16 protein-coding genes are annotated in these 25,178 nt (G+C 45.0%); 13 read left to right on the forward strand and 3 right to left on the reverse strand.

Features of this window, described 5'->3' with window-relative positions:
* Positions 1-39 precede the first annotated feature (39 nt).
* Positions 40-390, reverse strand: coding sequence for a hypothetical protein (locus AC07NA_RS05175; RefSeq protein ID WP_494896276.1), 351 nt, complete (start codon positions 388-390; stop codon positions 40-42).
* A 686-nt stretch (positions 391-1,076) separates the two neighbouring features.
* Between AC07NA_RS05175 and AC07NA_RS05180 the strand changes: the two genes are divergently transcribed.
* The 13 genes from AC07NA_RS05180 (at position 1,077) to AC07NA_RS05240 (ending at position 20,679) form a co-directional block, all read left to right on the forward strand.
* On the forward strand, positions 1,077-3,578 hold the full coding sequence (locus tag AC07NA_RS05180) for a galactose oxidase (protein WP_494896278.1): 2,502 nt from the start codon (positions 1,077-1,079) through the stop codon (positions 3,576-3,578).
* Between the two features lie 215 nt (positions 3,579-3,793).
* On the forward strand, positions 3,794-5,071 hold the full coding sequence (locus AC07NA_RS05185) for a glycoside hydrolase family 99 protein (protein ID WP_494896280.1): 1,278 nt from the start codon (positions 3,794-3,796) through the stop codon (positions 5,069-5,071).
* Between the two features lie 412 nt (positions 5,072-5,483).
* A complete protein-coding gene (locus AC07NA_RS05190) occupies positions 5,484-8,624 on the forward strand; it encodes a SusC/RagA family TonB-linked outer membrane protein (RefSeq protein ID WP_494896282.1) in 3,141 nt (1,046 codons plus the stop codon).
* Between the two features lie 11 nt (positions 8,625-8,635).
* Positions 8,636-10,456: a RagB/SusD family nutrient uptake outer membrane protein gene (locus AC07NA_RS05195; protein ID WP_494896284.1), complete on the forward strand. Its 1,821-nt coding sequence runs from the start codon at positions 8,636-8,638 to the stop codon at positions 10,454-10,456.
* A 20-nt stretch (positions 10,457-10,476) separates the two neighbouring features.
* Positions 10,477-11,193 (forward strand): DUF3823 domain-containing protein, encoded by a 717-nt coding sequence (locus tag AC07NA_RS05200; RefSeq protein ID WP_494896286.1) that lies wholly within the window; start codon positions 10,477-10,479, stop codon positions 11,191-11,193.
* A 100-nt stretch (positions 11,194-11,293) separates the two neighbouring features.
* A complete protein-coding gene (locus tag AC07NA_RS05205) occupies positions 11,294-12,622 on the forward strand; it encodes a glycoside hydrolase family 99 protein (RefSeq protein ID WP_494896288.1) in 1,329 nt (442 codons plus the stop codon).
* A gap of 84 nt (positions 12,623-12,706) precedes the next feature.
* Positions 12,707-13,852, forward strand: a complete 1,146-nt coding sequence (locus tag AC07NA_RS05210) for a hypothetical protein (protein WP_494896290.1) — start codon at positions 12,707-12,709, stop codon at positions 13,850-13,852.
* A gap of 66 nt (positions 13,853-13,918) precedes the next feature.
* On the forward strand, positions 13,919-14,884 hold the full coding sequence (locus tag AC07NA_RS05215; protein ID WP_494896292.1) for a family 43 glycosylhydrolase: 966 nt from the start codon (positions 13,919-13,921) through the stop codon (positions 14,882-14,884).
* Between the two features lie 110 nt (positions 14,885-14,994).
* Positions 14,995-15,993 carry a family 43 glycosylhydrolase gene (locus AC07NA_RS05220; RefSeq protein WP_494896293.1) on the forward strand — a complete coding sequence of 333 codons (999 nt, stop codon included), beginning with the start codon at positions 14,995-14,997 and terminating at the stop codon, positions 15,991-15,993.
* Positions 15,994-16,382: 389 nt separating this feature from the next.
* Positions 16,383-17,252, forward strand: coding sequence for an ROK family protein (locus AC07NA_RS05225; RefSeq protein ID WP_494896295.1), 870 nt, complete (start codon positions 16,383-16,385; stop codon positions 17,250-17,252).
* Positions 17,253-17,548: 296 nt separating this feature from the next.
* Positions 17,549-18,415, forward strand: coding sequence for a 3-keto-disaccharide hydrolase (locus tag AC07NA_RS05230; RefSeq protein WP_494896296.1), 867 nt, complete (start codon positions 17,549-17,551; stop codon positions 18,413-18,415).
* Between the two features lie 48 nt (positions 18,416-18,463).
* Positions 18,464-19,741, forward strand: coding sequence for a glycoside hydrolase family 99 protein (locus AC07NA_RS05235; RefSeq protein ID WP_494896297.1), 1,278 nt, complete (start codon positions 18,464-18,466; stop codon positions 19,739-19,741).
* 179 nt (positions 19,742-19,920) lie between these two features.
* A complete protein-coding gene (locus tag AC07NA_RS05240; protein WP_494896298.1) occupies positions 19,921-20,679 on the forward strand; it encodes an alpha/beta hydrolase in 759 nt (252 codons plus the stop codon).
* A 448-nt stretch (positions 20,680-21,127) separates the two neighbouring features.
* Here the strand turns inward: AC07NA_RS05240 and AC07NA_RS05245 are convergent, their stop codons facing one another.
* A complete protein-coding gene (locus AC07NA_RS05245; protein WP_494896299.1) occupies positions 21,128-23,983 on the reverse strand; it encodes an outer membrane beta-barrel protein in 2,856 nt (951 codons plus the stop codon).
* Positions 23,984-24,004: 21 nt separating this feature from the next.
* Complete coding sequence (locus AC07NA_RS05250; protein ID WP_494896301.1) at positions 24,005-24,766, reverse strand: hypothetical protein; 762 nt, start codon at positions 24,764-24,766, stop codon at positions 24,005-24,007.
* Positions 24,767-25,178: the final 412 nt, after the last annotated feature.

The following is a 25,178-nucleotide window of genomic DNA, read 5'->3' on the forward strand; positions in this document are numbered from 1 at the left end:
TAATGCGGTACAGTCCCTCTTATTTATGTTGTGTGCTTATTATTTAATTTCTTCGGCAATAACAGCAGGCGCGGCAGCTTTAGTTTTAGCCGGTGCTTTTACTTTCTTGGGCTTGCTTTCTTTAATGGCAGCTTCGGTAATTACAGCTGCTTCGGGCTCAATAGCCTTATCTGCCGGGGCAGCAAGGGCTGTTTCGTCTATGATAACCTCTTTTGAAATTTCTTTTGCCAGTTTTTTGGCGCTTAGTTTAATTTTTTTATCCAGCTTGTCTGAATCTTTGGCTACTTTGGCGGCTACTTCTTTAAGGTTCTTGATTAAAATGGTCTGTATATCTCTTTTTGCGCTTTTACGTGCAGTTTTAATAAGTGATTTCAGTTTATGTTTTTTCATATCTCGCTGATTTATTGAGCAAAGATAGGTTATCTAATGGTTAATTCAATGTTATCTTTATGTTAACAACATAAAGGTGTATTAACAATTCTTACTGAAAATCTACTAACAGGGCATAAAAAAAGAGCACCTTGCAGTACTCTTAATTCTTTAACTATTTAACTGACCTCATTTATTGTATAAAGAACGGGTTGCAAGCGCAATAAATATGGCGCAAAGGTAACGGGGATACATCACGTCATTGTTAATAAATGGTTATTTCAATAGCAATGTGTATTATGTTGAAAAAATTAATAGCTGCAATGCTAAAAAGTACAACCGCGGTATACAAACATTGCCATTTGTACAAATTGCCCAAATAAACCCATTTAGCATTTGTTAAGGGTACAATTATGCAGCACTAAACCAAGGTGACATTTAAGCCGAAAACCGCAATTAAAGGCCATATAATGCTATTTTAATGCTTGATAAACCATACATTCCATTAAATTTGTTGCAATTATAGATCTGTACCCCGCATTTTCTTTCGCAGCCTTATCTTTTTAAAACTAAAAGACAGAGGCCTTTTTTACTATAGGCGTGTGTGGCAGGTTTTAAAAGCGTTTAGCGTACTAATGAGATCAAGGCACTATCTAATTCTTATATACACATTACTTTTAGGCTGTTTTATTACACCCGCTGAATTGTTGGCACAATCATACGGACTGGGCTTCTCATCTCATGAAACCGTGCAGGATAAACGTACCGGGTTTGATCTTAGTCCGGATAAAACGCTGTGCTTTAAGAGTGATTTTGAGATCGCGTTCGATTTTGCCTTTCTACCCAATCACGATAATTACTTTGGCTATATTTTCAGGCTGATTGATAACGACAAACAAAATATCGATCTGCTGTATGATCGCCGGCTGGAGGGCAATCATTTTAAACTGGTTATCGGCGATAAGTTTTCAAACATATCTTTCAATATCGATGAAAAGAAACTGCTTACCGGCTGGACGCGCCTGCGTTTAAAGTTCGACTTGCGCAACCGCATGCTAACCGTGTTTGTAAATAATGCGCCCTATAGTCAGCGTATCCAGGTGAATAAGAACGATTGCTTCAAAATACTGTTCGGCTCAAACGATTACCTCGATTTTAAAACCAACGATGTGCCGCCCATGAAGCTGCGCAACATCACCATCACCGAAGGGCAAAAACTTACTTACAACTGGTTGCTTAATGAGGGCGACGGCAATACCGCGCGCGATGAGGTGAACGGCAGCATTGCCAAAGTGGTTAACCCGTTATGGATTAAAAAGCTGCACTGTATATGGCAACCGGTAAAATCGTTCACGGTTAACGGGCCTGCGAGTATAGCGTTTAACCCCGATAGCGAGTCGGTTTACATTGTATCTAAAGATTCGCTGATCAATTATTCGGTAACGCTTTCAAAAACTAAATCATACGGATATTATTCGGGTAACCAGTTTCTGATCCGTGGTAACCAGTCGCTTTATAATACCGTGTTAAAAAAGCTGTATAACATCAATACCGACCGTAAACAGGTTGCCACCTTCAATTTCAAAACCCAAACCTGGGATTTGAAACATAATAACCTCGATTTTGAAACCAATTATTGGCACACCAATAAATTTTATCACCCTGCCGATTCTTCGCTGTATGTTATAGGTGGTTACGGGCAGTTCTTTTATAAGAACGAAGTGCAGCGTTATGACACACACAGCAAAATATGGGATAAGATAGACGTAGCGGGCGAAACGCTGGTACCCCGTTACCTTGCCGCTTTGGGCGTAACTGATAAGGGCGCTTATATTTTAGGCGGATACGGCAGCACTACCGGCCAGCAGATATTGAACCCGCGTAACCTGTACGATCTGCTTTATTTTGATGTAAAGGCCCGTACCTTTAAAAAGATATACGAGCTGAATATTAAGGGCGAAGATTTTGTTTTCGCCAATTCAATGGTGATCAATAAAGATCAGGATTCATATTACGCGCTTATCTTCCCCAAACATAAGTACAACTCGCGCCTGCAACTTATTTCGGGTTCGTTAACCAAGCCCGAGTTTAAAATGCTGGGGAATGGCATTCCTTATACTTTCCACGATATCAGCTCTTATGCCGATCTGTTTTACTGCCCGCTGAGCAAAAAGTTTATAGCCGTAACGCTGTTCTTTAATGGTAAAGGGCAAACGCGGGTAAATATGTATTCGCTGTATAGCCCGCCAATTGCAAATGAAGTGCCCGCGGTTAAGGCCAAATCGTACGTGGCTTATTGGCTGTATGGTATAATAACTTTATTGATCTTGTTAGCAGCCATAGTATTCTATCGTCGCAACAGAAAGCCTAAAGCCCCGACTGTAACACCTGAAAGTCACTCGCCCCAACTTCAACCTACAATACTTGCCGAAGTAATTGCACCGCCTGTATTGCCGGTAATTGAGGAAGAAGAGGAAGTGACCGACAACCGGAATTCCATTTACCTGTTTGGCGATCTGCAATTGTTTGACAGCGAGGGTACCGACATTACCCGCCACTTAACGCCGCTCACTAAAGAGCTCTTCCTGATCATTATACTCTATACCATCAGGTGGGGCAGGGGTATCACGTCAGAGAAACTGAAGGAGATACTTTGGTTTGATAAATCGGCCGAAAGCGCGCGTAATAACCGTTCGGTAAATATAGCCAAGCTTAAAAACGTGCTGGATAAGGTTACTTCCTGCCAAATCACTAAAGAAAGCGGTCACTGGAAAATAAGCATCGACCCGCAGGTGGTTAAAATAGATTATAAGGATTACCTTGATGTGGTGAAGGATAAGCGCCGCCTGGATAAACAAAAGATCTCGGGACTGGCAAAGATCATTCAGCGCGGTAACTTCCTGGCCGATGTAGAGTACGAGTGGTTGGATACCTTTAAATCAGAGATCTCGAACGAGATAATCGATACCTACCTGCACTTCGCAAGTTCTATCAATATTAATGACGACCCGGAGTTTTTGATAAAACTGGCCAACTACATCTTTTATTTCGACCCGGTGAATGAAGAAGCCATGGTACTGAAATGCAAATCGCTTATTATTTTGGGTAAGCACTCCATTGCTAAAAACGCTTACGACTCCTTTTGTAAAGAATATAAAACCATTTACGGCGAAGACTACGATAAGGATTTTAATACCTTTTTAGAGTAGAAGGTAAAAATTTTACCAATATTTTCAATAAATAATAGCTTAATGCGGCAGATAAATTGATTTTACCTGCCGCATTAATAGTTTATTAAGCAATTATTAATAGCACAACGGCAAATTTGGCGATAGTTATAAACCATAACAACACTGCCTCATTTTGTAAACACACCGGCATTCACCGTAATGCCGTAACACCGTTTTGTTGATTTAATAAGCGTATGAAAATAAAATTTACTTTAATTATTCTGTTATCAGTATGTATGGCCCCGGGTAGTTATGCCCAGCTAAAGCATAGTAAACAAACCCTGTATCCCGAATACAAAGGGTTGGTAATGGCCGGTTACCAGGGATGGTTCAGGGCTGAGGGCGATGGTTCAGGCGCTAAGCGATATGCTTACGGCAACGAAAACCACACTGGTATTGATATGTGGCCCGATGTTACCGAATACGAAAAAACCTACGATACGCCTTTCAAATTGTCTAACGGACAAACGGCTAAGTTTTTCAGTTCGTACGATAAAAGCACTGTCGACCTGCATTTTAAGTGGATGCAGCAATATGGGGTAGATGGTGTATTTATGCAGCGCTTTTTCGGCAACGCCAAAAATCATGATAAAGAATCACTTACCGTATTACAGAACGCCTTTGAGGCGGCCTCAAAATATGAGCGCGCCATTGGGGTGATGTATGACCTGTCGGGATTGAGCGGCGCTAATGAGGACTGTTCAGCGTTGATCGAAGACTGGAAATACCTGGTTGACCAATTGAAGGTAACCAACCAGCCCGGCAAAAAAACATATATCCATCATAATGGTAAGCCACTGGTAACTATATGGGGTGTTGGCTTCCCTGACAGGCCGTATAACATTCGTAATATTGGTTTGGAGCGGTTGATCGATTTTTTGAAGAACGACCCTGTTTATGGCGGCTGTACCGTAATGCTGGGCGTACCAACCAACTGGCGCAACCTCAATGCCGATTGCATTAACGACCCCTACCTGCACACCCTTATCAAAAAAGCCGACATTGTACTACCATGGACGGTACAACGCTATTCGCCATTACTGCATAACGATATGGACAGGCTGCGCGATAACACCATAGATGATATGAAATGGTGTGCCGATAACAACATTGCCTACGTACCCTGCGTGTATCCGGGTTTTAGCTGGCACAATTTGAGCCGCTATGAGTTTCCGGATGATGTGAAACCTGTTAACTCTATACCAAGGCAGGGCGGCCGTTTTTACTGGCAGCAAATAGCCACTACGCTTAACGCGGGCGCTACCATGTTATATGTTGCCATGTTTGATGAAGTGAACGAAGGTACCGCCATTTTCAAAGGGAGCGACAACCCGCCGGTGAGCACCGTAACTTCCTTTATTAATATGGATGGCAAACCATCCGACCATTATTTATGGCTCACGGGCGAGGCCGCCAAAGCGCTGCGTAACCAAACACCGCTCACTATTAAAATGCCCGAGCGAAAGCCTTAGCCGGTGTGGCAGCCGCCACTCCATTTATGGAGCTGAATAGCGGTAAAGCGTTTGTTTGACAGTTATAAGCCACTCATTATCAATCAGGAGAAAAAAAATAAAAAAATTTAACTTTTTATGCAATCGATTGCATAAAAATGAATTAATCATCGGTTTTTAACTGTTTTCAAGCTGAAATTAATGTTTTGTTAATGTTTTATTAGTTGCCTCCACGTTTAATTGCATCATATTATAAACCCCGTACAATCCAATATTCGCCTGCCTTAGTGCAATAAGGAGTGTATATCAAATAACCAATTGAAATATGTATAACTACGAAAATATTCCGCCGTGAATATGCTGCCGCTTACGCTAACTATTACCCTAACCAGGTAACCAAACAATTTAAACTTAAACATAAAAGAGAAACAGTATGAAAATATTTAAATACTTACTTATTATAATTCTTCTTTACCCGCTCAGTTTGCTCGCCCAGCAACCTGTAGTTGTTACAGGTAAAGTAACTGACGCGGCCGACGGCTCGGCCCTGCCGGGGGTAACCGTTTTAAGTAACGGTACCGGCGCAACCGCCGTAGTTACCAGCGTTACTGGCGAGTACAAAGTAACATTGCCGGCCAACGCCACCCAAATTACCTACACCTTTGTAGGCATGGGCACCGTTACCGAAAAGCTGAACGGTCGCTCGGTAATTAACGTTACGTTATCATCGGCCCAATCGGCTCTTAGCGAGGTGGTGGTAGTAGGTTACGCCACGCAAAAGCGCGAAACCATAACCGGTTCGGTATCTACCATAAAAGGTAAGGATATCGTAGTCACCAAAAACGAAAGCGTTGTAAACATGATGACCGGTAAAATACCCGGTGTACGCATTGTACAGCGAACATCAGAACCGGGTGGTTTTGCTAATGACTTGAACATCCGTGGTTTTCAAACCGCGCCCCTTATTGTAATTGACGGAGTGATCAGCGGTACCGATCAATCGGTATTAGGCCGTATGGACCCTAACGAGATCGAGAGCTTATCGATATTGAAAGATGCCGCGGCTTCTATTTACGGTATCAGGGCATCGGGCGGTGTTGTGCTGGTAACCACTAAAAAAGGCGATAAGAACGGCAAGTTCGATATCAACTATTCGGTTAACCAGGCTTTCCAACAATTTGTGGGCATGCCCGAAGGTGTTAACGCGATCGACTTTATGATGCTTACTAACGAAAAGAACAAACATAATTTTGATAATAACTTTGTAAGCGTACAACCGCCAACTTATACCTATGCTAACTTTAAACCATACCTGGATGGTACTTATAAATCATCCGACTGGATAGGGCTGGCCTTTAAGGATTGGGCACCGCAAATACAGCATAACCTCAACATTAACGGCGGTACCGAAAAGATAACCTATTTCTTTAACTTCGGTTACCAAAAGCAGGATGGTGTATTTAAAAGCGGTGATATCAACTACAACAAATACAATTTCCGCTCAAACGTAACGGTTAACATTACCAAAGGCTTAAGGGCACAGATACTGGCATCGGGCTGGATCGACGAAAAGAACCAACCTTACCAGGATCAATGGACCATTTACAAATACGCCTGGAACCAGATTCCGATCAAGCAGATCTTCGCTAATGATAACCCATTATACCCGGCTGTTATTGATGATAACATGAACCCGGATGTGGTTACTTATGCCGATAAAGGTGGTTTCAGAAAATTCAAGAAAAAGAACTTTACAGGCCAGTTAAACCTGCAATATGAAATACCGGGCATAAAAGGTTTAACTGCTAAAGCGTTGTTCAACTTTGATACGGGTAATGATGATAACGCTGTAATCAGGCGTGCCTACACGTTGTATAACTATAATGCCGAAAACGACACTTACATGCCAACAGTTGCGCAAAGCCCTAACAGGATTTACCGCGACTACTATACAAGGCAAAATACCCAAAGCCAGTTATCATTAAGTTATGCCAATACCTTCTTTAAAGATCATAACGTAGCGGCAACGTTGGTATACGAGCAAAGTCACCAAACCGGCGACGATTTCTTTGCACAGAGGGATGCTGAATTACCTATCGATTACCTGTTTGGCGGTTTGGCCAATAATCAGCAACAAGGCGGTATGTATACCGGTGGTTTGTATGATGTTGGTTTCCGTAGTATCATAGGCAGGTTCAATTACGATTATAAAGGTAAATACCTTGCCGAGTTCATCTTCCGTCGTGATGGTTCTAACAGGTATCAACCGGGGCCTGATCAGTGGGGCTTCTTCCCGGGCTTGTCGTTAGGCTGGGTGGTTACCAAAGAGTCGTTCTTCCGTGAGCTGGTTCCGGAGAATATATTAACCAGCCTGAAATTCAGAGGATCATGGGGCCAAACCGGTGATGAGCGCGGCTCGCCGTTTAACTACATCAATGGTTATAACTACCCTGTTGGCTCATACATATTTGGCAGCGGCGCGGTAAACGGTTCTACTCAAAAATTGGGTAACCCGGGTTTAAGCTGGGCTATCAACACCAAAAAGAACTTAGCGTTAGATTATGTTTTGTTTAACGGTACCGTTGATGGTAGCGTGGAGATATTCAGAAGCGACCGTACCGGTTTGGAAGCAACTCCTGCAACAGCCTTACCAGGAACAGTAGGTGCAGATGTGCCACAGATCAACTATAACAGTGATAGGGTACAGGGTTTAGATTTCAACATAGCCTATCATAAAAAAATTGGCGAGGTTGGCCTGAACTTGAATGGTAACGTAAGCGCAACCCGCGCGCAAAGAAGGATCATTCTTCAGGGGCAGTTTGGTAACGAAATGGAAAACTGGAGAAACAACCAGGCCAACAGGTATACCAACATCTGGTGGGGGCCAACTTATGCCGGTCAGTTCACTACTTACGATCAGATCTATAACTACCCGGTTAATACGGGCGGCGGTAACAACGGTGTAATACCGGGCGATTACTACTATGAAGACTGGAACGAAGACGGCGTGATAGACGGTAAAGATGACCACCCTATAGCAACGCAGGACATCCCGCTGTATAACTACGGTTTAAATATCGGTGTTACTTATAAATCGTTTGATTTGAGCGTGCTTTTGCAAGGAGCATCAGGTGTTTACGTACAATACGGCGAGCAGTTTGCCGAACCGCTGATGTACAACCGCAGCGCCTTAACCCGTTTCCTCGATAGCTGGCACACCGTTAACCCAAGCGATAATATTTACGACCCTAACACACAATGGGTACCGGGCTTTTACCCGGCAATGGGTTCGCCGGTGGCAAAGGGTACAAAAGCGATACAAAACGCGAGCTACCTGCGTGTAAAAACACTGGAGTTAGGTTACAGCTTACCAGCCTCGCTGCTACAAAAAATAGGTGTTAAAAGATGCAGGGTTTATGCCAACGGCTATAACCTGTTAACCTTCACCGGTCTTAAGAATTACGATCCCGAACATCAGGGGCCAAGGCCGGGTCAGGATTTTGGTGTAGCCCTGGGCGGTTATACCTATCCAATGAACAGAACTTTTAACATAGGAGCTAACGTTTCCTTTTAACTTATTGAAACATGAAAAGATTACATAAATTAATTATAGCGTTATCTGTTACGGTTGGGGCAAGTATTACCTCATGCCAGCGGTTAGATATACCTCCAACCAACATTGTTGGCCCCGATGTAATATTTGGTACCGAGGCGGGTGTAACGTCGTTTTTAGCCAATATTTATACCGGCCTGCCCATTGAGGATTTTAAATACAGGCCCGATGGCGGTTTCAGAACCGGCGGTAACGATTGGGAGAACTTTTATAATTCGGCCTCGGTTACCGGCGAAGAAGTTGGTCCGTTTGGTGGTATGGATATAGGCGGCGGCTTCGGCTACTGGCCTTATGGCGATATCCGTAAGGTAAATATCCTGTTAGATGAACTGCCTAAACACACTGCCGAACTTACCCAGGTAAAGGTTGACCAGCTGATTGGTGAAGGACACTTTTTAAGAGCCTACTATTACTTCGGTTTGGCTAAACGTTACGGCGGCGTGCCAATTATCAAGGTAGCGCAAGATCCGGGCGCTCCGTTAGAAGAGTTACAGGTACATCGTGATAAAGAAGAAGATGTATGGAACTTTATTGGCGAAGAGCTCGATTTAGGTTACCAGATGATGCCCGAAACCAGTCCGGCCGGTCGTGCTAATAAATATGTGGCAGCAGCCTTAAAATCAAGGGCTATGTTATATGCCGCTACCATTGCCAAATACGGTTCGGTAAATTTTGTTGACGGACCTGCCCGTGCCGAAGGTTTTGTAGGTATAGGTGCCGATAAAGCCAATGGCTTTTTTACCAAAGCTTATGATGCCGCCAAACTGCTGGAAGGCCACTATTCATTATATGAAAGAAACCCGGACAAGCTGCAAAACTATATCGACCTGTTTTTGAAAACAGGTGACAGCCCGGAAGCCATATTTGTAAAACAATATTCAATATTAAACCAAACCGCGCATAGCTGGGATGCTACCATGTCGCCGCGTTATTTCACCGCGAACGCGCTTTCACGTTCCTACCCAACGCTTGACCTGGTGCAGCTTTGGGGCGATTTACCGGTAACCAATGGCGATGGTACACCGAAACGCTTTAACGATCGTGCCGAACTGATGCAGGGCCTTGAGCCAAGATTATTGGCAACGGTATATTTTCCGGGTGCTACGTTGAGAGGCTTAACCTTTGATATGCAAAGGGGCATCTATCCATCATTCAGCGGTACGGCTGCTGCCGAGGTTGCCAAGCCTAACAATTCCAGGAGCTTTATCCTTTCGGGCGATGTGAAAACCCTATACCAGGGCAAACAGATCATTGGTTTTACCGGCCCCTGGACCGGTGGCGACGAACTTACCCGTACCGGTTTCTACGTGCGTAAATATGTTGACTATAATAAACCACAGGCATCTGTTGACCTGAACAGGAGCGAGCAGCCATGGATGGACCTGCGTTATGCCGAAGTATTGCTGAATAGGGCCGAAGCCGCTGTTGAGTTAGGTAATACAGGCGATGCCTTAACCGATATCAACCTGATCAGGGTAAGGGCAGGTGCAACGCCTTATGCTTCTATCGACCTTGAAAAAGTACGTAAAGAAAGACGCATGGAACTGGCTTTTGAAAACCACTACTACTGGGATTTGAAAAGATGGAGAACTGCCGACATCGTGCTGAACAACGCGAGGTTTAAAGGCCTGATGCCATACTTCGTGTTCAACGAAAACAAATTCATCTTTTTGGCCGAGCCGGAATTGTTTCAGCGTAACTACAACTTCGATAAGCGGTTTTACTACGAGCCTATACCGGGCGGCGAGCTGGGCAAAAACCCTAACCTGTATCCTAATAACCCTAATTACTAACAATATAAACGTATAGAGACATGAAAAAACAGATTAGTAGAATGTTGTTAGGCCTAACCATACTGGCAAGTTCTGCATGTACCAAAATAGATAACTACCCGGAGCCCGATGCTTCATTTGAAGGTAACCTGATATCAACCGAAGGCGGCAACCTGCTTACATCGCAAGGCAGCAGCCAGATAAGGCTGGAGCAGATCAGCTGGAGTGCTACGCCATCTCCGCAGGAGATACCAACCAAGTTTGACGGTACTTTTAAAGATAGCAAACTGTTCAAAGGCAAATACAAGGTGATACCTAAAGGCGGAGCTTTCTGGCCAATTTATGATACCATTACGGTTGATATAAACAAAGGCACCAAGCACGATTTTACCGTAACACCGTACCTGCTTATCAAAAACTTTACGGCTACGCTAAACGGCACTACCTTAACGCTAACCTATGATATTGAGGCGCCTATTTCGGCAGGCCTGCCAACCATACTGGAAACGCAGCCATTCATCAATACCACTAAACTGGTGGGCGCGGGCGCTTCAATCAGGGATTACTCTGATGCATACCTCAAACGCATCAACAAAGAGTATGTGGACATGACGGATGCCGAAAAAACCATCAGCATTGATGTGGCGAATATGGTGCCCGGCCGCAAATTCTTCGCGAGGGTAGGTGTGCGCCTCAACGATAGCTTTAAAAGCTACAATTTTTCCGACATCATAGAAATAGATATCCCCAAACCATAATCAACAACGGGCATGCATACGTATTTTCGTGTGCATGCCTTAAAAAACAATTTTGCGGGCTACCACACCGCGTAATCTTTAAAAAGATAAATATATGCTGATGAAAAAGTTTAGGATACTCGTTTTGCCGGTTTTATTAACCGCGGCACTTATATCATGCTCAAAAAGCAAAGGCGAAGCCGAAATAAAACCGCCTGTTGAACCGCCGGTAACCAATCCGGGTAAAGTGTACGATACTACGGGCTTACTGTATAAATCATACACCGGTTTGGTAATGGCCGGTTACCAGGGTTGGTTTGCTGCCGAGGGCGATGGCTCACAACGCGGCTGGTACCATTACCAGGGTAACGGGGGCTTTTATCCGGGCAATACCAATGTTGATTTTTGGCCTGATATTACCGAGTACACCAAGCGCTATAAATCGCCATTTAAGTTCGCTAACGGCGATAATGCTTATTTGTACAGTCCGTACGATGAGGAGAGCGTGGATCTGCACTTTAAATGGATGAAAGATTACGGTATTGACGGTGTGCACATGCAGCGTTTCGTAGGCGAAATAAAATCAAGCAACGCGTCGGGCAAAAGGCACTTTAATAAGGTGCTGGCCAACGCGCTAAAGGCAGCCAAAAAGTATGGCCGTGCTATCAGCGTAATGTACGATTTGAGTGGCTGTTCAAGTGCCGATGTAGCCTACCTGGAGCAGGACTGGAACGAGTTGCAAACCCTTTTCAAACTGGCCGATAACAAGGTTAACCCAACCTATTTGTACCACAATGGCAAACCGCTGGTAACCATTTGGGGCGTAGGGTTTAACGATAACAGGCGATACACCATTGAGGATGTAAACAAGCTGGTTGACAAAATAAAGGGAACCAACAACAAGTTTTCGGTAATGCTGGGTGTGCCTTTCTACTGGCGTACACTGGGTAACGATACCGAAAAATCACCTGCCCTGCACGCGCTTATCAAAAAGTGCGATATCATAATGCCATGGGCTGTGGGTAGGTTCGATTCGAAAGGATACAACCAGCAGGTGGTGTATGATGATATACAATGGTGTAAAGCCAATAAGGTTGATTACGTGCCGCTGGTATTTCCCGGTTTTACATGGGGTAATATGCACAAGGATCCAAGTATTTATTACGCTATACCACGCCTTAAAGGCGACTTTTTATGGCAGCAGATCGCCGGGGCCAAAACGGTAGGTGCAAAATCATTATACGTAGCCATGTTTGATGAGATTGATGAAGGTACCGCCATTTTTAAAGCCGCTTTAGAGAAAAATACACCACTGAACGGCGATGCAGGTTTACGGTTTGTAGGGATCGAGAATGATCTTACATCCGATTATTACCTGTGGTTAACCGGGCAGGGGGCTAAGTGGTTTCACGGTGCAACAGGGTATACCCGTAATAAACCGGCACGGTAGGCTATGCTATACTAATACCAAATAAGAAATAAGGGCGCTTTACAGCATCCTAACCCAATTTTAAACTTTAAAAACTTAAAGGAAATGAGATTAATGAAATTGATGATGGTATGTTCCATCGCTGTAGCCGCGCTTACTATGGCCGGCTGCAAAAAAGAGAAGTTCAAATCAAGGGACACCAGCCAGATAGTACCTCCGCCCGATGTACCTGTTGATACGGTAGTGGTTGATCCTTCTTTGGTACTGTTCGCCAGTGCCGATGACGCGGCCGATTGGTCAACCGTTGGCGCGGTAAATATCGAAACCGAAAATAAAAAAGAAGGTACCGGTTATATCAAAAATACCATCACTAATGGTAACGATTTTATGCAGTTCATTTACAAACCTGCTACCCCGCTTGATACTAAACTGACAGCAACCAACGGTCAGTTCATGTTTTGGTGGTACCTTTCAGATCCTTCATTGGTTAAGGCCGATGGCCAGATAGAAATAAATAGTGTCGGCGACTTTGATAAGGAAGAGTATGGCTGGTCTATAGCCGCCCTTAAGCCAACCCTTAAGGCAGGCTGGAACGAGATCAAGCTAAACTTTAGCGCTGCCGACAAAGCCGGAGGCGATTTTAACCCGGCAAGTGTTAAGCAATTCCGTATCTTCTTTTTCACCGAAGGTAAAGATCATGCCGATCTCATCAGCGGTGTTGATGGCCTAAAGTTCCGGATTGCTCCGCCAATGCCCGATGTAAGCTTTGATAAAGCCGACCTGCCTGATGGCTGGGAAACTGTTGGTACGCCAACTATTGAAACCAATGGTAAAAAAGAGGGTATAGGTTATCTTAAAAATACCATCGCCAACGGCGGCGATTTTATGCAGTTCATCAAACAATTACCTGCCCCGCTTAACACCACTTTTACCGAAAATAACGGCCAGTTCAAGTTTTGGTGGTATATCTCTGATGTATCCTTACTTAAGGCTGATGGCTCTATCGAGATGACCAGTTCGGGTAAATCAGACGCTTTTGAGTCTGCCTGGGATATCGCGCCGTTGTTGCCAACACTTAAAAACGGCTGGAACGAAATTAAGCTCGACTTTAGCACGGCCATAAAAACCGGCGACGGTGGCGCCAATTACGCGGCTGTTGATCACTTCCGTATCTTCTTTTTCACCACGGGTAAAGATCACGGCGACCTCATCACCGGTATCGACGACCTGCGTTTCGGTCAAAAACCATAAGCCCCTATATTTTAACAACAAGTATGGCAGCAGTGTAAGCTGCCGCCATACTTAAAAACTACTGCAATGAATATCTGTAACTTATTAAGAACATCGGCCGCGCTGGTAATGAGTGTGTGTATGCTGCCGTGCGCTGCCCAAACTAAAAAAACGGATACCGTTCCGTCAAACCCTATCATCCGCAATATGTATACTGCCGATCCATCGGCACATGTATGGAAAGACGGTCGTTTATATATTTATGCTTCGCACGATATTGCCCCGCCACGCGGCTGCGATTTGATGGATCAGTATCACGTATTTTCAACCGACGATATGGTACACTGGAAAGACCATGGTGAAATACTGCGTGCCAGCCAGGTAGAGTGGGGCAGGCCCGAAGGCGGTTTTATGTGGGCGCCTGATTGCGCTTACAAAAACGGAACTTACTATTTCTATTTTCCGCACCCAAGCGGCACCGAGTGGAATGCCACCTGGAAAATTGGGGTAGCCACGAGTAAAGATCCGGCAAGTGGTTTTAAATCTCAGGGTTATATTAAAGGGTTAGAATCAATGATTGATCCATCAGTATTTGTTGACGATGACGGTCAGGCCTACTTCTATTACGGTGGCGGCGGTACCTGCAAAGGCGGCAAGCTAAAAGGTAATATGGTTGAAATTGATGGCGAAATGAAAAAGATGGAAGGTTTGGAAGATTTTCATGAGGCCAGCTGGGTACACAAACGCAACGGTATCTACTACCTGTCGTACTCTGATAACCATGATGTAGCGGGCAAGCACAACCAAATGCGCTATGCCACCAGTAAAAGCCCGCTTGGCCCGTGGACGTCAAAAGGTGTTTATATCGACCCTACAGATAGCTTCACCAACCATGGTTCTATAGTTAAATTTAAAGGGCAATGGTATGCTTTTTACCACAACAGCGCCCTCTCCAATCACGATTGGCTACGATCAGTTTGTGTTGATAAACTGTATTACAATGCCGATGGTACTATAAAAAAGGTTGTTCAAACCGGCGCTGTCAAAAAGTAAGCGCTTAAAAATACAAAGGAAGGAAAAAGGTAAATTGGTTACATGGCGGTTTTTGAAACGGGCCGTCATGCCTTCCTTTTGCCTGTACTTTTTGCCAATTACTACCAATTATGAAGAAGATATTGATCAATACCCTGCTTATTTGCGTGCTTGCCATGATGGCCGGCAGCTGCTCAAAAAAGAGCAGTAAGCCCGAAGCTGATAAGCCGGATAATACGGTAAAGGAAGAACCCGATACACTGGTTAATCCATTCATTACCCACATGTACACGGCCGATCCATCGGCGCATGTATGGGCCGACGGACGTTTGTATGTGTACGCTTCGCACGATATTGCCCCGCCACGCGGTTGCGACCTGATGGATCAGTACCACGTATTTTCAACCGACGATATGGTGCACTGGAAAGATCATGGCGAAATACTCCGCGCCAGCGATGTAGAGTGGGGCAGGCCCGATGGTGGTTTTATGTGGGCGCCTGATTGCGCTTTTAAAAACGGCATGTACTACTTCTATTTTCCGCACCCAAGCGGTACCGAGTGGAACACTACCTGGAAGATAGGTGTAGCCACGAGTAAAAGCCCGGCAAGCGGTTTTAAATCGCAGGGCTACATCAAAGGCCTCGAATCGCTTATAGACCCATGTGTTTTTGTGGATGATGACGGGCAGGCCTACCTGTACTATGGCGGCGGCAACGTTTGCAAAGGCGGTAAGCTGAAAGATAACATGATGGAAATTGACGGCGAAATGAAACCCATGCAGGGCCTGTTTGATTTTCATGAGGCCAGTTGGGTACATAAAAAAGATGGGGTGTATTACCTGTCGTACGCCGATAATTTCGACCAGGTGGGCAAGCACAACCGCATGAGGTATGCAACAAGTAATAGTCCGCTGGGGCCGTGGACGGCGAAGGGCATATACATCGACCCTACCGACAGCTTTACCAATCACGGCTCTATAGTGAAGTTTAAAAATGAATGGTACGCTTTTTACCACAATAGCGCCCTCTCGCATAACGATTGGCTGCGGTCTATCTGTGTAAATAAGCTGTATTATAATGCTGATGGTACCATTAAAAAAGTAGTGCAAACAGGTATGGCAAAAAAATAAAGGGTATGTAGGGTGATGGGGGCTTTTCAGGGAAGTATTTAAGAATATTGCACAACGGAATTGTGCGATTCCCCTCTTGAGAGCAAGCTGTCAACTTGAGGGCTAAAGCAAGGCGCATAGCTAACTCACCCGGTCTACGCTTCGCTGGACCACCCTCTCTGCTTCGCAAAGAGGGTGAAAAAAAAGCAAAGTCCCTCTTTCCGCTTGCGGAGAGAGGGGTGACGAGCGAAGCGAAGTCGGGGTGAGTTGATAAGCGGACATTTCATCGATCAATACTTAAGTCGACGGCTATGTTCTCAATAGAGCAATAAAACTTTAAAAAGTGATCTCCCGGCGAACCCTTGCAATACCTGCTTAATAATTTGTAACAGATTTTAAAACAGGTGGATATGAACGCAAACATTGTATTAGGTATTGATATTGGCGGCTCGCACATTACCGCCGCGCTGGTTGATATAACCAGGCGAAGTATTATTCAGGATTCGTACAAGCGGCAGCACATTAATTCGCGGGGAAACCGCGAGGAGATCATCAATAGCTGGTGTGCCGTAATAGGCGATGCTTTCAGGGGTACCTCATCAAAAGAAGAGAAGAAGATCGGCATTGGTATGCCCGGCCCGTTCGATTACAGTACCGGTATATCATACATCCAAAATACTGAAAAGTACGATGCCCTGTACGGCGTGAACGTAAAAAAGCTACTGGCCGAACGCCTGGGCATCTACGTTAACGATATCCGGATGATGAACGACGCGGCCTGCTTTCTGCAAGGCGAAGTTTTTGGCGGCGCGGCGCAAGGCTGTAAAACAGCCATCGGTATTACGCTGGGTACGGGCCTGGGCACTTCCTATTACTGTGACGGTGTAGCCAAAGACGTTAACCTTTGGAAGATGCCCTTTAAGGAAAGCATAGCCGAAGATTACATCTCTACCCGCTGGTTCCTGAAAATGTACCGGGCTCTATCGGGCAATACGGTAAACAATGTAAAAGATCTTACCGCCCTGCACAATACCGATTCAACCGTGCGCGAAATATTCAGCGAGTTTGCCCATAACCTGGCGCAGTTTATCAGCCTGTTTGTAAAAGATACCAATCCGGAAGTAATTGTACTTGGCGGAAACATAGCCAACGCGCATGCTTTGTTTTTTCACTACCTCAGCATCTACCTAAAAACAAATAAAATAAATATACCCGTTAAGCTGGCACAACTTAATGAGGAGGCTGCCATTGTGGGTGCTGCAAGCTGTTTTGAAATATAAATGCATTAATATCAATTTATTGTTGCGTATTGCTACCCGCATTAATGTTTTATTAAGCTTTTCTTAACTGTGCAGGCCTTTATTTGCCTTTAACCAATTGTACTGGCAGTGCTTTTAAATGTGCCGCAATACCAATATGATTAAATGAATAACACACTTTTAACGGTTCTCCGCAGAAGATGATGACGCGAAGACACTCAAAATATTATCCCCTAACCCCTTGATCAATTTAAACACCATCGGCTGTAATAATGCCGGTGGTTTTACAAAAACTTAAACCTAAAATCCTATTGTAAATGAAGGTAAGCATACGTTTTTTCAGCATAATACTTCTGTTCAGTTGTAGTATGGCATCCGCCCAAAAGCTCAACAATAAATGGACACCTCTTTTAACTGCCGACCTAAAATACTGGGACAAGTTTATCGGTGTACCGCACACCAGTCTTACATTGGAAGGTTACCCCAAAGGCGACGGAATGAACGGCACGCCGCTGGGTTTAAATAACGATCCGCTGAAAGTTTTTACGGTAGAAATGGTAGACGGGCAGCCGGTATTGCACATCAGCGGACAAATATATGGCGGCCTAAGCACCAAAGCCGAGTTTGAAAATTACCACCTGAAACTGGAGTTTAAATGGGGCGAAAACAAGTACCAACCCCGCCTGAAAGATAAGCGCGATAACGGTATCATTTATCACGCCACCGGTCCGCATGGTGTGTTTTGGAATGTATGGATGCGCGGCCACGAGTTCCAGATACAGGAGGGCGATATGGGCGACTACTATTCGCTATCAGGCGTAGGGATGGATATTCACGCGGGTTTAAAGCCCGGTACCACAAGGCCCGAGTGGATCTACGATCCGGCTGGTCCGCTGGTGCAGTTTACGTCAGACAGAACTCCCGCCAGCACCTGTACCCATCTTGGAAATTACGAAAAACCCAATGGTGAGTGGAATACTTTAGAGTTGTATTGCTATGGCGATAAAAGTATCCACGTAGTTAACGGGCATGTGGTAATGGTGCTGCAAAACTCGCGCCTGTCGCCTCATGAAGGTGCTGAAACAGGCTTTACCAAAGGGAAGATCCAGCTGCAATCTGAAGGGGCCGAAGCCTATTACCGCAACATCAGCATTAAAAAATTAGATAAACTGCCCGCGTTATAAGCAGGCATCATAACCGAAGTAAAACCAATTAAATACCCTAAATAATATATGAGAAATATAAACAAACTTTTACTGATGGGCTTGTTCGCCCTGGCAAGTTGCTCAAAAGGAGGCGGTAAGCAAGAACCTACGCCTGATAACCCCGACAACCCTAATAATGGGGGTGTTGATTTAACCCCTTCGCCCGTTGGTGATGTGGTGGGCAAGGTAGTAGTAGGCTACCAGGGCTGGTTTGCCGCCATTGGCGATGGTTCGCCGATAAACAGGTACTGGCATTGGTCGCACACGTGGGAGCAGCAGCCATCGCCAACCAATACCGCTATTAAATCGTGGCCGGATGTGCGCGATTATACCAGCACTTTCCCAACCGCGTACGCCAATTTGGGTAACGGGCAACCTGCTAATGTGTTTTCGTCCTTTACTGATCAATCCGTTGATGTACAGTTTAAATGGATGAAAGATTATGGCATTGACGGTGCAGCGCTGCAGCGCTTTAACCCCGATCCTAACGGACTGGAAGGCCCGGTTCGGGATGCCATGGCTGCCAAAGTAAAGGTAGCTGCCGAGCACAATGGTGTTAAGTTTTACATTATGTATGATGTAAGCGGCTGGACCAATATGCAATCGGAAATTAAAATGGACTGGACAAACAAGATGTCTAAGTACATTACCTCATCGGCCTATGCCAAGCAAAATGGCAAACCCGTGGTGTGTATATGGGGCTTCGGGTTTAACGATAGCAACCACCCATGGAGTGCCGATGTTTGCCTGGATGTGATCAACTGGTTTAAAGATAAAGGGTGCTATGTAATTGGCGGTGTACCTACCAACTGGCGTAAGCAGGAGAGCGATTCGCGCCCCAATTTTATTAAGGCTTACAAGGCCCTGGATATGATTTCGCCCTGGATGGTGGGCCGTATAGGCAATGCTAACCAGTCCGACGGCTTTTTTGTGAACATTAATAAACCCGATCAGGCGTATTGCAATGCCAACGGTATTGATTACCAGCCATGTGTTTTGCCCGGCGATTTGCAGGAACGCCAGCGTGCCCACGGCGATTTTATGTGGCGCCAATTTTACAACATGAAAAGGGTAGGCGCGCAAGGGCTATACATATCTATGTTTGATGAATATAACGAGGGCAACCAGATAGCCAAAACCGCCGAAAGCCAGGAGTTTGCCCCGGCAGGGCAGGGTTTTATCACGCTGGATGAAGATGGCACCAAGTGCTCGTCCGACTATTACCTGCGCCTCACCGGCGATGGCGGCAAAATGTTTAAAGGCCAGATACCACTTACCGCAACACGCCCTACACCACCTATGTAACGTTTTGTAATAAATAAATTGCTTAGCTGCAAGTAATTGTAAATTATACTACTTTTAATGTAACCTATACATCATGAGAAATTTACCTTTACTTGCAGCTTTTTTGTGCCTGTTTTGCGGCAGCGTGTTCGCTCAAACGGGCAAAGGTATTCGATAATCAATCGGTACCGAGTAAAATATTGAAGATGGACCGTAAGTACGCGGTATACCTGCCGCCCGATTATGAAACTTCATCGCGCAGTTACCCGGTACTTTACCTGTTGCACGGCGCGGGCGACGACCATACCGGCTGGGTGCAGTTTGGCGAGGTGTTGAACATTACCGATGCCGCCATTAAAAACGGCACCGCCACCCCTATGATCATCATTATGCCTGATGCGGATTCGGGTAGGCGCGGCTATTTCAACGATGTAAAAGGCGACTGGAACTATGAGGACTTCTTTTTTAACGAACTGGTGCCTTACGTAGAAAAGAAATACCGCATTAAGGCTCAAAAGCGTTTTCGTGCCATAGCAGGGTTATCTATGGGTGGCGGTGGCAGCTTTGTTTACGCGTTGCATCACCCCGAAATGTTTTCGTCGGTATGCCCGTTAAGCGCGGCTACCGGGGCATTTACTTTGGAGGATGCCAAACAAAACCTAAGTAAAGCCAATCCGGGAATTGCGGACAGTGCTGTAAGTAACTACTTTAACCGTTACAGTGTGCTGGCGCTTATCAATAACATGTCGGCAGATCAGCTGAAATCGCTTCGCTGGTATATTGATATCGGTGATGACGACTTTTTATACGAGGGTAACGACTTAGTACACATCGCCCTCCGCAAAAAGAACATCCCCCACGAATTCCGCATCCGCGATGGCGCCCACAACTGGACCTACTGGCGAACTTCATTACCCATGGTGTTGGGGTTTGTGAGTGATGCTTTTCATCAGTACTGATAGTGAGTTGTAGGTTATAAGGGGAGCTGTTTTGTTGTAGTAGGCTTGTAGCCCGTGGCTTTTCATGTTCGCAGTTTTCAATTGTCGGTAAGCTGAAAGCTTACCCCATGTTGGGTCACGAGTTACGCTATGCTAAACTCGCGACAGCGCGTGTCCATTATTCAAAAGCACAACCCTAACATAACCGGAAAAAATGCGGCATCGTAAGGGACGGATAGCCCAAGCCCTGCCCAAGCACAAACTTTAATAGTTCCTTGCGCAGCCGCGACTTTTCTTTTTTGGTACTTTTTTCTTTTGAGAGAAAAGAAAAAAGTACATCCACTAAAGTTCAATAAAGCACAACCATTCCTAACAAGGCACTAACTAACTAACTAACTAACTAACTAACCTATGTGCAAATAAGATGCTTCGCACCTCAGCATGACAGTGAGGGATATACGAACACCAATTAATAAATAAAACTACCATCACCTCTGCGCTGCAACGATCTTCCATTACGTTTTGGTGAGCCGCTCCATTTTTGCAGGTTAACCCTTGCGCTGAACATAAAATAGCGGCTCAGGGCATTGGTTAATGTATTGGTAACCGAGTTTTCGGTAATCACCTGGTTAACAAAGTTGTTCTGCTTTAAAATATCAAACACCTGGAAACTCAATGTAAGGTTTCTGCGGGCGAAAAATTCCTTTTCAACACGGGCATTTATAACCAGCGGATTACGGGTAATATTATTGGCAATACCGGTTACAAAATTTTTGCTGGCATTGTATCCAAACCGCAGGGTGCGTTCTTTCAGAAAGAAGAATTGTCCGTCAATAGCCAGCGCGGTAGTTCTTACATCTGTGCTTTTTGAGCGGGCAAGGGTAAAGAATGACCGGGCTACATCGTAGGATACATACGGGTTAACCTCAATATTTTCATTAGGATTTATCCTCGGGCCAAAACGTTCGTTAAAGCGCCATTGCGTAGTGTAATTGGTTTCGTTATTACTCATAGATACCCCATGCCCGTAGGAGATACTACCATTTAAAGCAAGGTTGTATTTGCGGTCGGCCAGTTGTTTGGAGATGCTGTAATTACCATTGATGTTGTAGTTACCATCAATGTTTACAAAACGACGCTCGTTAATATAAGTACCCAGGCTATCGCGGATCTGTACCGTGTTACCCACAATTTGGTTTTTTACGATGGAAGTATTGATATTGGCCGAAAAATTAAGACGCGAATTGGTAATGTAGTTATTGTATCGCAGGTTAACGTTGTGCGTAAAGGCCGGGCGCAGGTTTGGGTTACCAATAACCGGGTTCTGCGGGTTCGACTCATCACGCACCGGTTGTATCTGGTCGAAAGATGGTTCGTTTGGATAGCCCGAGTAATTGACGGAAAAGCGTTCCTGCCGCGACCATGCGTATTCAAAACGCGCTATCGGGATTAGGTTGAAGTTGGTACGGTGTGTGGTTACATTGCCAAGGCTAACCTTGGTGCCCTCCAGTAAAGTTGGTACGGCAGTTACCCCTAATGATAGGTTATATTTCTTCTGATTAAGGCGATAATTAACCGCGAAACGTGCCTCTGTAAATGCATAGTTGAATATATTGCTCAGCGAATCTATCAAGTGTCGACCGCCCAACGAATCGATATTGCTGCTCAATGCCTCGTTACTATAACTCCTTCGGTTCACCTGCGCGTTAAATTCCAGTTGTGACAGCGAATCCAGTGGCTCTACATAAGTCATGCTGGTGCGGTAGTTTTTGGTAAGGTTGGTACGGCTGATGTAGCGGTGCACCAACGAATCTTTCAATACCGTATCGCTCGCGTTCTTATAATAGATCAGGTTATTATCCTGCTCGTTGATATTCTCCTGGTCATTTGTTGAGTAGTTTAACTGGATGGAAAAGTTACGACGTTTCTTTTTAAATAAATGCTGATAAAACACGAAGCCGCCATAATTAGGTGCCGTATTATTGCTGCTGTTAGAGCCTAATATATCCTGGTGGATCAAACCTGTTCGGAAATTCCGCGATATATTACTGTTATCCGACCCCGAATAGTTGTAATACGGACTAACCTTTAAATAATTGGCACTGTCGATATTATACTCCAGTTCAAAATTGAGGTTATGGCCTTTGTTACGGTTTTTTGATTCACTCCGGTTCATGAAGTTGGTGGTCCCCAGCGTACTGAACTGTTGCCCTTCGCTTTGGTTAAGCGAGTTAACGTTAGTGAAGTTGTAGTGATACGAAGTATTGATCTGCACCTTTTTACTCAACTGGTCGCGATAGCTTAAATTTGGACCGCCTGATTTGGTGGTACCGCCGCTGCCGCCCCCGCCGCTACCCACGCCGTTTACAGTGTTACGCAGGTTACCATCAATAACCATTACCTGGTTACCGTTAATACGGTTGGCGTTTACATTGCTTTCCACGCGTTTCTGGCTACCTACGCCCACATTAGCCCGCACAAAATGCCCAACCGATCTATCCGGTTTAGTAGTAATGTTCAATATCTTTTGCGGGTCGCCGTCTTTAATGCCCGTACGTGCGGCCTGATCGCCGTAATCATCCACAACCTGTATCTTTTCTACTATATCGGCAGGCAAACTTTGGATGGCCTTCGCCAGATCGCCGCCTGCATAATCCTTACCATTCAGCTTGGCTTTGGTCAGTTTCTGTCCCTGGTGGGTTACAGATCCGTCGGAACCTACCTCCATGCCTTCCATCTTTTTCAGCAGTTCATCAACGGTAGCATTGGGGCGCACCTTATAATCGCTGGCGCGGTACTCAACGGTATCGGTTTTGTAGGTGATGCTGGGCGTACCGTTTACGGTAACACCTTCGAGGGTATGTTCTTCGCTTTTTAGTATAAATGGGTCAAGCACCAGGCGTGGCAACACGTCGTTGTTCAGCATTTTTTTTACAACGGTTTTGTAGCCGATGCTGCTGATGGTAACCACAAACGTGGCCGATTTTACATTCGGGATGATAAAAACACCATCCTCATTAGTAGTGGTTGATATACTATCGTTAGCCGATATTTTTAGCTTTACTGTAGCGCCTATAAGGCCATTATCGGCAGTATCTTTAATAATGCCGCTTACCTCGCGAAAGGGTAAGGGAGGCTTGGTTTCATTTTGCGGACGGCCTGTTTGTTGTTGACGGTTAGGATTGTTTTGCCTGTCGGTAGTGGTGGTGCGTGTGCCGCCCCCACCGCCCTGCCTGCCGCCGCCTCCACCTCCGCCACCCGTTCGTTGGGCAAATGTGGTACCGGCATATATGGTGATCAATAATAAAAGTAATAATTTCTTCATGGATAAGGTTTAAATGGCCGGTTACTTTAAAGCGATTTTATACTTGCCCCAAAAATCAGAGGGCGAAGTCATTTCAGGATCACCGCCGCCGAAAAAGCCACCACGGCCTCCGTTCATTTTTTCGGGGTCGATGCCGTTTATTTTCACATGGTAAGCAATTTGTTTTGCTTCGGTAGCGGTGAGGCCGAGCAGGGTTAAGGGCACAGCAAGTTCGTATTGAAAATCCCCTTTATCATCAAAGCTAACCACTGTTTTAATGCCGTAGGTGTTGTATATGGAAACCACGGTATCGGTTATGGCTTTAATGTTGATCACGCTAAACTCTTTCATGGTTTTGGCTACATCTTTACGCGACGCGATCATGGTTGAATCGGGCGCGCCATTCGGACCCGGTCCACGGCCACCGCTGAAACGGCCACGGTTGCTGCCATCATTCTTTAAATACGGGTAAGTGATCTGCGGAGCACCTTTGTCGTTCTTTTTACCTTCGGTATTAATAGTTACGGTAATACCACCGGCAAATATTTTACCTATATGGCGCTGGTCGCTGCATTTAAGTACGATATACAGGTTGTTATCATTATTAGCCAATGTGTAATTGAGCAGGGTAGCGCTGTTGAAAGGTTTAAGGTTCCACTCGGTAAGTTTGCCATCAACCTTAACGGCATCAGGGGCACGTAAGCCATCAGACGGATCTGTTTTTTGAGCGAATGCGGCGGCCGAAAAACCCATTAACAGCACAATATTATAGCAGCGTTTTAATAATATGTTTTTTAATAGCATAAGTAGATCATTAACGGTTATTAGAAATTAATATCTGTAATCAGAAAAAAAATTGGTCAGTGCCCGGCAGTACAACACCTATCAGGAGCCGGATTTTTAAGGCAGTTAAAAACAAGCGTGTGATAAGCGGCGCCGGTTTGTTAAATGCCTTACTGTTAGCTGGTCAAAATTAGTGCTAACAATGTTACCCCCGAAAAATTGAAAGTAATAAATCCAATACAAAGCGCCCGGTTTTGCCATAAACAGCCTATATGCACAAACATTTTACAATTGCCGCAAGCATAAATGTTACGGCCGTTTAAAATATTATAATATGTGTGAGTAAGGGGATGTAATTAGTGAGTGGGGGTTGATGAGTAGTGAGTGTTTCTTTTATCCTAACCTGCGCTCGTTGAAAACGAGCGCAAGTGGA

It is taken from the genome of Mucilaginibacter sp. GW821-FHT07G05 (assembly GCF_059418565.1).